The sequence below is a fragment of the Nitrosomonas communis genome (genome assembly GCF_024102715.1).
GTDB classification, from domain to species: Bacteria; Pseudomonadota; Gammaproteobacteria; order Burkholderiales; family Nitrosomonadaceae; genus Nitrosomonas; species Nitrosomonas communis_B.
Genome location: NZ_JAGFJM010000019.1, coordinates 1 through 11,504 on the forward strand (window position 1 = coordinate 1; position 11,504 = coordinate 11,504).

At 44.7% G+C, this 11,504-nt stretch carries 8 protein-coding genes and 2 pseudogenes; 4 read left to right on the forward strand and 6 right to left on the reverse strand.

Going from position 1 to position 11,504, the window contains the following annotated elements; all coding sequences use genetic code 11:
• The 4 genes and pseudogenes from J5I83_RS02625 to carA form a co-directional block, all read right to left on the reverse strand.
• Positions 1 to 353, reverse strand: a pseudogene (locus tag J5I83_RS02625) (transposase); the annotation flags it as partial.
• Between the two features lie 124 nt (positions 354 to 477).
• A complete protein-coding gene (gene greA / locus J5I83_RS02630; RefSeq protein ID WP_304053073.1) occupies positions 478 to 954 on the reverse strand; it encodes a transcription elongation factor GreA in 477 nt (158 codons plus the stop codon).
• Between the two features lie 54 nt (positions 955 to 1,008).
• Positions 1,009 to 4,206 (reverse strand): carbamoyl-phosphate synthase large subunit, encoded by a 3,198-nt coding sequence (gene carB, locus J5I83_RS02635; RefSeq protein WP_304053074.1) that lies wholly within the window; start codon positions 4,204 to 4,206, stop codon positions 1,009 to 1,011.
• Positions 4,207 to 4,262: 56 nt separating this feature from the next.
• On the reverse strand, positions 4,263 to 5,408 hold the full coding sequence (gene carA, locus J5I83_RS02640) for a glutamine-hydrolyzing carbamoyl-phosphate synthase small subunit (RefSeq protein WP_304053076.1): 1,146 nt from the start codon (positions 5,406 to 5,408) through the stop codon (positions 4,263 to 4,265).
• 247 nt (positions 5,409 to 5,655) lie between these two features.
• Here carA and J5I83_RS02645 point away from each other — a divergent pair, with 247 nt between their 5' ends.
• Genes J5I83_RS02645 through glcF form a run of 4 tightly spaced genes read left to right on the forward strand, consistent with a single transcriptional unit; the run spans position 5,656 to position 10,369 of the window.
• Entirely contained in the window at positions 5,656 to 6,573 is a 918-nt protein-coding gene (locus tag J5I83_RS02645) for a 2-hydroxy-3-oxopropionate reductase (protein WP_304053078.1), read from the forward strand.
• Complete coding sequence (locus J5I83_RS02650) at positions 6,555 to 8,009, forward strand: FAD-linked oxidase C-terminal domain-containing protein (protein WP_304053079.1); 1,455 nt, start codon at positions 6,555 to 6,557, stop codon at positions 8,007 to 8,009. Before J5I83_RS02645 ends, J5I83_RS02650 begins: the two co-directional genes overlap by 19 nt.
• 17 nt (positions 8,010 to 8,026) lie before the next feature.
• Entirely contained in the window at positions 8,027 to 9,100 is a 1,074-nt protein-coding gene (gene glcE / locus J5I83_RS02655; RefSeq protein WP_304053081.1) for a glycolate oxidase subunit GlcE, read from the forward strand.
• Between the two features lie 3 nt (positions 9,101 to 9,103).
• Positions 9,104 to 10,369, forward strand: a complete 1,266-nt coding sequence (gene glcF, locus J5I83_RS02660; protein ID WP_304053083.1) for a glycolate oxidase subunit GlcF — start codon at positions 9,104 to 9,106, stop codon at positions 10,367 to 10,369.
• 95 nt (positions 10,370 to 10,464) lie between these two features.
• On the opposite strand, the pseudogene J5I83_RS02665 reads toward glcF, so the two are convergent.
• Both J5I83_RS02665 and J5I83_RS02670 read right to left on the reverse strand, forming a co-directional pair.
• A pseudogene (locus tag J5I83_RS02665) lies at positions 10,465 to 10,850 on the reverse strand (transposase).
• Positions 10,851 to 11,153: 303 nt separating this feature from the next.
• Positions 11,154 to 11,504, reverse strand: a 351-nt coding sequence (locus J5I83_RS02670; protein ID WP_304053084.1) for an ATP-binding protein, incomplete at its 5' end; no start/stop codon positions are given.

The window sequence follows — 11,504 nt, forward strand, 5'->3', positions numbered from 1 at the left end:
TCTGTTTCAAAGTGATACCAACCCGCTTGGCAGCTTGAGCTACCTTGCCACGGGCGATCTCCAACAGGCGACTGTCGACCGGATGGGCGATGGCCTTTTCCTGGACGGTCGTATCAACGATTACCCGCTCGAATTCCTTTGGCGTCACAGGGTAACTTCAGTGTGTAGTACTCTTGCCCACTGAAGTATTGCCATACTACGTTCTCGAACCAGCGAGCAACAAGTTCTTCATCACCAAGATTGAACGCGTGCTTGAGGTACAGCAGGGAGACCATCAGTCGCATCGGTAGACGCGGACGGCAAGCAGCACTGACACCCGCTCCAGCAATCACCTGCGTGCTACCGAAAAGATCATCGATCTTCCACTACTTGGCTTGGACGATTCGTGCGCTCAAACGCAGGTTTGAGAGTTTAGGAGGTTGGTTTCTTACTTGAACCGATGTGTTCATGAGGGTCTCAGGTATTTTGCAGGGCCGACTAGATATATTTAACATCCAAAATTTCATATTCCCTGATACCTCCTGGTGCCTCCACTACCGCTATATCACCAGCATACTTACCGATCAAAGCCCGGGAAATTGGGGAGCTGATAGATATTTTTCCTTCCTTAATATCGGCCTCGTCATCTCCTACAATTTGATAAGTTACTATTGCATCACTGTTCATATCCCTAAGATCGATAGTAGCACCAAAAACACAGGCACCATCTGCATTTAGCAATGCAGGATTGATGATTTGAGCATTTGAAAGCTTATTCTCCAACTCAGCAATACGTCCTTCAATAAACCCCTGCTTTTCTTTTGCTGCTTCATATTCTGCATTCTCGGAAAGATCACCATGAGCGCGCGCTTCTGCAATAGCGGCAATAACAGCAGGACGCTGGACAGTTTTCATTTCATGCAATTCTGCACGCAGTTTTTCTGCTCCGGTCACAGTTAATGGAATTGGACTCATAACATTTTCCTACCTTTCATCATATGTATTCCTAGTATTACTAATATCAATTTTTTATGCATGAAGCTTTTGTAAATTATAAGCTTGCAGTTCGCGCATATTGGCTATACCCATATACGCAGCCCGCGCCCCTGCCATGGTCGTGTAATAAGTAACCCTGGCTTGTAGTGCCGCATGTCGAATCGAATATGAATCTTGAATTGCGCTGCGTTTATCCGCCACCGTATTAATAATTAGACAGATTTCTCCATTTTTAATCATATCAACGATATGGGGGCGGCCTTCTGCAACCTTATTAATTTTATTAACTACTAGACCAGCTTCAGCCATCGCTTCAGCAGTGCCATGAGTAGCATAAATCGTGAAACCTAACTTAGCAAAGTTTCGAGCAATACCAACAGCTTCAGGCTTGTCGCTTCGCCGCACACTGATAAAAATTTTGCCAGTCATGGGCAGCCGAATACCAGTGGCAAGTTGTGATTTAACAAATGCTTCTGCAAAGGTATTTCCCACCCCCATGACTTCACCTGTAGATTTCATTTCAGGTCCCAGTATAGTATCTACCCCAGAAAGCTTGGCAAATGGAAAAACCGCTTCTTTCACTGAATAAAAGGATGGTTGGATTTCTCTTAAAATACCCTGATCGGATAGTTTCCTCCCAACCATACATCGCGCAGCAATCTTTGCTAGTTGAAGCCCCGTTGCCTTAGAGACAAAAGGAACTGTTCGGGATGCCCTTGGATTGACTTCTAACACATACACATTGTCACTCTGGATAGCAAACTGTACATTCATTAGTCCTTTTACGTTGAGCGCGCGAGCCATCATCTCAGTCTGCCGCCGCAATTCATCCTGCATGACTAAAGAAAGATTAAAGGGAGGCAATGAACAAGCAGAGTCCCCAGAATGGACGCCTGCTTGCTCAATATGTTCCATTATTCCACCGATTAGGACGGTTTCGCCATCGAATATTGCATCGACATCTACTTCAGTCGCATTATTGAGAAAATGATCTAACAGCACTGGTGAATCATGGGACACCTTGACCGCTTCACGCATATAGCGCTCGAGATCTCGCTGCTCATGAACAATTTCCATAGCGCGGCCACCCAGTACGTAACTAGGACGGACTACCAACGGATAACCAATATCATTGGCTGCTGACATGGCAGCCTCGGTGCTTCGCACCGTGCGATTAGGCGGCTGTTTTAACCCTAACTGGCGAAGCATCTCCTGAAAGCGCTCACGGTCTTCTGCACAATCAATCATATCAGGACTGGTGCCAATAATGGGCACACCGTTCGCTTCAAGTTCACGCGCTAATTTGAGGGGTGTTTGGCCACCATATTGCACAATAACACCTACTGGTTTTTCAATTGCAACAATTTCCAGCACATCTTCCAGTGTAAGCGGTTCAAAATATAACCGATCGGAAATATCATAATCTGTTGATACGGTTTCCGGATTACAGTTAATCATGATAGTTTCATAACCATCCTTACGCAGAGCAAGTGATGCATGAACACAGCAATAGTCAAATTCAATCCCCTGGCCAATTCGATTAGGCCCGCCACCCAGTACAATTATTTTATTTCTGTCACTTGGACAAGCTTCGCATTCCTCCTCGTAAGTGGAATACAGATACGTGGTATAAGTAACAAATTCCGCTGCACAGGTATCGACATGCTTGTAGACGGGGCGCAAATTCTCTCGATGACGGCGTGCACGCACTACAGCTTCGGTTGTATTGAGCAGCTTAGCTAACCGCCGATCAGAAAATCCACTTCGCTTCAATTTACGCAATGTATGGAAATCGAGTGATTCGTGCGTCTTACTGATGAGCGCCTGCTCTTGTTTAATCAAATCTTCAATTTGGGACAAAAACCACGGGTCAATATGTGTAAGGTTATGAATCTCGTCAAATGGGATATTGCAACGAAATGCATCCGCGATATACCAGATACGCTCGGAACCAGGATGACCCAGCTCAGTTTCAATGGTTTCGATATCAGTGGTTTTTTCATCCAAGCCATCCACACCGGTTTCCAGTCCTCGTAATGCTTTTTGTAGTGATTCCTGAAAAGTGCGGCCAATAGCCATCACCTCCCCTACAGATTTCATCTGGGTCGTTAGACGATCATTGGCTTGAGGAAATTTTTCAAAAGCGAAACGTGGAACTTTGGTGACGACATAATCAACGGTTGGTTCAAATGAGGCGGGAGTCATCCCTCCTGTAATATCGTTACCGAGCTCATTGAGCGTATATCCTACTGCCAGCTTGGCCGCAATTTTAGCAATAGGGAATCCTGTAGCTTTGGAAGCCAATGCTGAGGACCGTGATACACGTGGATTCATTTCGATAACCAACATACGCCCATCTTGTGGATTGATGGCAAATTGCACATTAGAACCGCCAGTCTCAACGCCAATCTCACGCAGCACCGCAATAGAAGCGTCGCGCATTCGTTGATATTCTTTATCAGTCAAGGTTTGTGCAGGCGCAACCGTAATCGAGTCTCCAGTATGAATACCCATTGGATCGAGATTTTCAATGGAGCAGACAATGATGCAATTGTCTTGTTTATCCCGCACCACCTCCATCTCGAATTCCTTCCAACCAATGACTGACTCTTCGATAAGCAACTCTTTAGTTGGTGAAACATCCAGTCCACGTTCACAGATTTCTACAAATTCTTCACGGTTATAGGCAATACCACCACCGCTGCCACCCAATGTAAATGATGGACGAATAATAGCAGGATAGCCAATCATGGCTTGTACTTGCAGTGCTTCTTCCAGACTATGTGCAACTGCAGAGCGTGCTGAATTCAGCCCGATTCGCGACATTGCCTGTTTGAATTTTTCTCGGTCTTCTGCTTTATCAATAGCTTCACGAGATGCGCCAATGAGTTCTACACCGTATTTCTCAAGAACGCCATGCTTAACCAAATCAAGCGCACAATTCAGGGCCGTTTGCCCACCCATCGTTGGCAATAGCGCGTCCGGACGCTCAATTTCAATGATTTTCTCGATCATTGTCCAGGTAATCGGTTCGATATAAGTTGCATCGGCCATTTCTGGATCAGTCATAATCGTTGCAGGATTAGAGTTGATCAAAACAATACGGTAACCCTCTTCACGCAAGGCTTTGCATGCCTGCACACCGGAATAATCAAATTCACAGGCCTGACCAATGACAATGGGCCCCGCACCGATAATGAGAATAGATTTTATGTCAGTACGTTTAGGCATGTTCCTCTAACCAGACAATTGTACAAATCAGGTATTTATAATAATTATGATTCAAATTAGTTTCTTTTACGTTGTTTCATTTGACTGATAAAGCGATCGAAAAGATAATCCACATCGTGCGGCCCAGGACTCGCTTCCGGATGACCTTGAAAAGTGAAAGCTGGACTCTCAGTAAGCTCAAAGCCTTGCAGGCTATTATCAAATAGCGACAGATGGGTGATACGTGCCTGGGATGGAAGCGTATCAATATCTACAGCGAATCCATGGTTTTGACTAGTGATCATCACTCGACCGCTATCCAGATCTTGCACAGGATGGTTTGCGCCATGATGGCCAAATTTCATTTTGATTGTTTTAGCACCACTTGCAAGCGCGAGTATCTGGTGGCCTAGACAAATACCAAAAATGGGTATCTTTTCTGCCAACAATTTCTGGGCAGTACTAATTGCATAGTCACATGGTTCTGGATCACCGGGCCCATTTGACAAAAATACACCGTCAGGTTGGGATGCTAGAATTTCACTTGTTGGTGTTTGCGCAGGATAAACCATCACTTTGCAATGTCGCTGGGCAAGTTTCTGCAATATGGCGCGTTTAATTCCAAAGTCAAGAGCAGCAACATGGTAATACTTCGTTTGCTGTACTCGAAAATCTTTCTCCAGTTTCCATTCGCCTTCATTCCATTCATATGCTTGGCTGCAGCTCACGACTTTGGCAAGATCCATGCCAGCCAATCCCGGAAATGATCTTGCTTGCTGCAATGCTTTAGATTCATCGATTCTCCCAGCCATGATACACCCTGCTTGCGCCCCTTTCTCCCTTAAAATCCGTGTGAGCTTACGAGTATCAATCTCAGCAATAGCAACAACATTCTGATTCTTGAGAAAGGTAGAAAGTGATTCAGTTTTGCGCCAATTACTAGAAACAACGGGTAAATCGCGCACTACCAAACCAGCAGCATAGATTTTTTCTATATTTGATGATTCTATATCTTCTGGATTAGCTCCAGTATTACCAATATGAGGATAAGTAAGCGTAATGATTTGACGGCAATAGGAAGGATCAGTAAGAATTTCTTGATAACCTGTTATGGCTGTATTAAAAGCAACTTCACCCGTAGTTATCCCTTCAACCCCGACTGAAACTCCATGAAAAACAGTGCCATCTTCCAGAACGAGAATGGCACGTGTATATTGTGACACAAAAGACTCCTTATGGATCTAACCAGACACAAAACGTAGCCTTGTAATGACTACGTTCAAAATTTCTATTTGATTATACGTGAGAAGAAGTGAGTTTTCTATGAATAGCTATCGCACTGTCAAGTAAATGATAGAAATTATAACAATATCAACGAAACGCTTTTTTAGTTATTATCATCAAAATCAGGTGCAGCAGATCAATACTTTATTACAAAAAATAATATCCGCCCTTATAAAAGGAGATTGAGTGAAAAATATTGGTTTTATTGGGCTAGGCATCATGGGAAAGCCCATGGCAGAGCATCTTATTCGAGGTGGATACAAATTATTTTTGCACTCTCGTAGCGGTGTACCTGAAGAACTTATCAATCAAGGCGGTAAAGCTTGCTCTTCACCCAGAGAAATCGCTCGAAATGCAGAAATTATATTTCTGATGTTACCTGATACACCTGATGTCGAGAAAGTTTTATTTGGTGATAATGGCGTTACTGATGGTCTGACTGGTAATTCTACAAAAAAAATAATCGTAGATATGAGCTCAATTTCCCCTATCGAAACCAAGAAATTTGCGGCCAGAATCAATCAACTCGGTTGTGATTATGCGGATGCACCAGTTTCAGGAGGCGATGTGGGCGCGAAGAACGCCACCCTAACCATCATGGTAGGCGCTACTGAGAGCGTATTTGAAAAAATAAAACCACTACTTAGCTTAATGGGACAAACAATTACTTTGGTGGGCGCTAACGGTGCAGGTCAAATTTGCAAGATCGCTAACCAGATTATGGTTGCACTCACGATCGAAGCAGCGGCTGAAGCGCTGTTATTTGCATCGAAAGCAGGTGCTGATCCTACAAAAGTACGGCAAGCTTTGTTGGGAGGTTTTGCCTCATCACGTGTGCTGGAGGTTCATGGAAATCGCATGATCAAACACTCATTTGATCCGGGATTCCGCATTGAATTGCAGCAAAAAGATCTTGCTATCGCTCTTGCCTGCGCATCTGACCTGGGAATAAGTTTGCCCAACACGGCAATGACACAATCACTTTACACTGCATGCATTGCCCATGGGGGTGCTAAATGGGATAATTCCGCCATTATCTACATTCTAGAAAGATTGGCCAACCATCAAATAACTGATATCGATCCATGTCACGTTTTGAATTAGTCAGCAAGCTGCTTTCTTTTCTTCCTCCTGAAGCTGTTTTATATGAAATGGAGGATTTAAAACCATATGAATGCGATGGCTTATCTGCGTACCGGCAAGCGCCGATGATCGTGGTGCTACCGCAAGCAGAAGAAGAGGTGATCAAGATTCTGCAGATTTGCCACGCTACCAAAACACCGGTAGTGGCCCGTGGCGCAGGCACAGGACTGTCAGGCGGGGCGTTACCTCATACAGAAGGCATTTTGCTGTCATTAGCAAAATTAAAACATATCCTGGAAATTGATCCGATAACACGTACAGCACGTGTACAACCAGGAGTAAGGAATTTGGCGATTAGCGAAGCGGCAGCACCATACGGTTTGTATTATGCTCCCGACCCGTCATCCCAGATAGCTTGCACAATTGGCGGCAACGTTGCTGAAAATTCTGGTGGAGTACATTGCCTGAAATATGGACTGACGGTGCATAATATACTCAAATTGCGCGTGTTAACCATAGATGGGCAAGTTTACGAGATTGGCAGTAACGCGTTGGATAGCCCAGGCTACGATTTGTTAGCACTGATGACTGGCAGTGAGGGAATGCTAGGCATTGTCACAGAGGTTACTGTTAAACTCATTCCCAAACCTGAAAAAGCACAATTAGTGATGGCAGCATTTGATGATATCCAAAAAGCTGCAGATGCTGTGGCAAGCATCATCAGTAGTGGAATTATTCCGGCAGGCATGGAAATGATGGACAAAATCACTATCCATGCAGTGGAAGATTTTTTACATGCTGGTTATGATTTAGATGCCGCCGCCATTCTATTATGTGAAGCTGATGGTATGGGAGAAGAAGTCACTGGTGAAATTCAAAAGATTAGCGCAGTCATGCAGGATAATGGCGCAGTTAAGATTAGCATTTCTCGTGATGAAGCAGAACGTTTACGTTTCTGGGCGGGACGAAAAGCAGCCTTCCCGGCTGCTGGCAGAGTGTCTCCCGATTACTACTGCATGGATGGCACCATTCCGCGCAAACACCTCGCTCAGGTGTTACATGGTATTGAAATCCTTTCTGCTGAATATGGGCTGCGCTGCATGAATGTTTTTCATGCAGGCGATCGCAATTTACATCCTTTAATACTTTACGACGCCAATCAGCCAGGAGAATTAGAAAAAACCGAAATTTTTGGCGCAAAAATACTGAAAATGTGTATCGAAGCAGGCGGAACGATCACCGGAGAGCATGGGGTAGGCATAGAAAAGCTTGATCAAATGTGCCTCCAATTCACCCCCACAGAACGAAATTTATTTCATGCGATCAAAGCAGCTTTTGATCCAGATGAATTGTTAAATCCTGGCAAAGCCATTCCAGCACTCCATCGCTGCGCAGAATTGGGCGGTATGCACGTGCGGCATGGGGAAGACAGGTTTCCGACGATACCCAGATTCTGATTGGGCCAGTACACATTATGCCAGATTCAATTGAACACTTTGTCCATGCAATTGGGACTGCAGTAAAAAATAAAAGGCCGCTCTCTATCCGAGGTAGTGGCAGTAAGCATTTTTATGGAAATCAGGCAACTAAACATACCTACGATACACTCGATGTTACAACTCATTCCGGGATCGTCAATTACGAACCGAGTGAATTAGTAGTAACTGCGCGAGCAGGTACACGATTAGCTGATCTTGAAGCGATATTACTTGAGCATCATCAGATGCTAGCGTTTGAGCCACCTCATTTTGGGAAAAATGCGACATTAGGCGGTTGTATCGCTACCGGTCTATCTGGGCCACGAAGACCCTATGCTGGAGCGGCACGTGATTTTGTACTAGGTGCGCGTATCCTTGATGGCAGAGGAGATGATTTACATTTCGGCGGGCAGGTAATGAAAAATGTTGCTGGCTATGATGTTTCACGTCTCATGGCAGGTGCAATGGGGACTTTGGGGGTGTTACTGGAAGTTTCACTCAAGGTATTGCCAATCCCTCCAATGGAAATCACGCTCGGCATGTCGATGAAAGAAGCCGAAGCTATCGATAAGATGCATCAATGGGCAAGCAAGCCCTTACCGATTTCTGCCACCTGTTTTTATGATGGCAATCTCTTCGTCAGAGTCTCTGGTGCTGAATCTGCCGTGCAGGCTACGCGCACTAGACTTGGCGGAGAAGAAATTAATCAAGGGAAATTGTTCTGGCAATCCATTCGTGAACATACTCATACCTTTTTCAGCTCAGGAACAAGGCTATGGCGTTTATCGATTAAATCTTCCACCTTGCCATTGTTATTGCCAGGTCAACAATTGATAGAATGGGGCGGCGCATTACGTTGGTTAGCGGCGGATAAAGATCTCAATGAAAAGATAATTCGATTGCAAGCAGAAGCTGCTGGCGGTCATGCCACATTATTTTATGGCGAGAAATCATCACTTCAGGCTTTCCATCCACTGTCACCCCACATGATGACACTCCATCAGCGTTTGAAGCAAAAATTTGATCCAGCCAAAATATTCAATCCCGGACGAATGTATCCAGAGTACTGACCAATGCAGACCCATCTTTCTGATTTTATTAAACATACCCCAGAAGGCGAAGAAGCCGATGCCATATTAAGATCCTGTGTACACTGCGGCTTTTGCCTGGCCACCTGTCCCACTTACCAATTATTGGGAGACGAGCTAGATAGCCCGCGTGGCCGTATTTACCTGATGAAACAAGTGCTGGAAGGACAGCCGCCCACCCAAAAAACGCAACTTCATCTCGATCGATGCCTTACTTGCCGCGCATGCGAAACAACCTGCCCTTCAGGCGTGCGTTATAGCCGGTTACTGGATATTAGTCGAGGCGTTGTCCACAAAAATGTAACACGTAGCATGCGAGAAAACGGAATCCGTTATCTGCTGACAAAAACGCTTCCTAATCGGTATTTATTTAAATCATTGTTTAAAATCGGTCAATTCTGCCGCCCTCTGCTACCGGCAAAACTAAAGAAGTCAATCCCTCCCAAAATTCAAAATACCAGAAAATGGCCAGTGAAAGGACATCAACGGACCATGCTCGTCTTAGATGGATGTGTACAGCCGGAGTTTTCGCCTAATATCAATATTGCTACCGCACATGTCTTGGATAAGCTAGGCATTTCATTGATTAAAGCAGAACAAGCCGGCTGCTGCGGTGCACTTGCATATCATCTTGATGCTCAGCAGGATGGTGTGAACCATATGCGCCGTAATATCGATGCTTGGTGGTCATTTATAAACGAACAAAAAAGTACACAGCCAATAGAAGCCATCGTAATCACTGCAAGCGGTTGCGGCGTAACTGTCAAAGAATACGGGCATTTGCTGCGCCACGATCCGGTTTATGCAAAAAAAGCTGCACAAATCTCAGCGCTAACTAAAGATATCAGCGAGATCTTGACAGCAGAAGCCAATAACTTAACTGCTCTTCTTGAAAAATCAGCGCCATCGAACAAAATAAAGCTTGCGTTTCATTCTCCCTGCACACTCCAACACGGCATGCAGATTCGCGGTGTCGTTGAAAAAATATTAGACAAAGCAGGTTTTACACTCTGTTTTGTTAAAGATGCCCATCTTTGCTGCGGCTCTGCTGGCACCTACTCTATTCTGCAGCCAAACTTATCTCAACAATTGCTCAAAGAAAAAATAATAAATCTCACCGCAGAAAAACCAGATCAGCTGGTTACTGCAAATATTGGTTGCTTAATGCATTTGCAAAAAGGCACTTCACTACCTGTCAATCACTGGATAGAAATCTTGGATGTAATACTCAGCGGGGATTCTCTCAAATAAAGCTTAAAATCACTGTCACGGTAATGTCACGCATTTGTTCAGCTTAGCTTATATCACGAGATTGATTCAGTAACGTGAGTTTCGTATAAAAATCATCACACCACGTCTGGAAGAGCCTGGGGAAACCTAATATTAAGGAAGGGTTTCTTCTCGCAGAAAGTATGAGCCGATAACCCGGCCATCAAATTAACAAAGAAGTTAAATGGGCTGCGATGGCAGGAATGTTCGATTTGTGAGATATTTTTCAATTGATCGCTGACAGTCTCAATGATCGAGCATTTACGCAACAAGAGTTTGTCAAATAGTAACAATAGCTTGTTTTTCATGTCTTACGCACCTTGGTAACGAGCTGCACGCCTTGCTCCCAGAGCTGCGCAAAGAGCAGACGGGAGATGCCCCCCCCAAAAAGTTTCCCAAACGAAGAGCGTGCCAACTTCAGTACAAGATCACGGTCATCGACATTGCCCGCCGTGATTTTCACTCCCAGCAATTCCTGATGAGGCGTTACTCAGTGGATTCCATCAGGGACAGAGGCAATGCGCCTCATATAAAGTCCGGATGTGTGGCTGCAATCTTTAACCTTCTTAAAATCATCGACTGGAAGCTTGACATAACGTGAGCGTCCATGTACGGTCATGAAGTGACTCCCCTGAACTGAATAACCTGATAGAAAATTAAGCTCTGTCATGTGATGTTATCAAGTGTCAACGACAATTTAATTTTGACCCACTTGCCACATAAAAGCGGCAATTTAAATTTGACCCACCCTTGGCTTTTTCATTGATTAGTTTGTTGTTTCAGTGTCTTGTAAAACACCTGCTGTTCTTTTTCCCTTTAACCGGTAGCTGTTACCACTGATCTGTACGATATGGGCATGGTGAAGCAATCTATCCAGCAATGCTGCGGTTAGCGTCTGATCATCAGCAAACGCTGTTGACCATTGAGAGAACGGTAAGTTACTGGTAACGATGACACTGCCTTGCTCATATCGCTTGGCAATGACGTTGAAGAACAGGTTTGCCTCATCCCGGCCAAATGGCAGATAGCCGATTTCGTCGATCACCAACAGTTTTGGCGATAACACACTACGCTTGAGATAGATATCCAGGCGGCCCTGTTTCTTTGCTGTGGCCAG

What these genes read in the sequence shown, in the direction of transcription:
- J5I83_RS02650 (WP_304053079.1), top strand. Translation starts at nt 6,555, where the DNA reads ATGTCACGTTTTGAATTAGTCAGCAAGCTGCTTTCTTTTCTTCCTCCT.
- carB (WP_304053074.1), bottom strand. Translation starts at nt 4,206, where the DNA reads ATGCCTAAACGTACTGACATAAAATCTATTCTCATTATCGGTGCGGGG.
- glcE (WP_304053081.1), top strand. Translation starts at nt 8,027, where the DNA reads ATGCCAGATTCAATTGAACACTTTGTCCATGCAATTGGGACTGCAGTA.
- greA (WP_304053073.1), bottom strand. Translation starts at nt 954, where the DNA reads ATGAGTCCAATTCCATTAACTGTGACCGGAGCAGAAAAACTGCGTGCA.
- glcF (WP_304053083.1), top strand. Translation starts at nt 9,104, where the DNA reads ATGCAGACCCATCTTTCTGATTTTATTAAACATACCCCAGAAGGCGAA.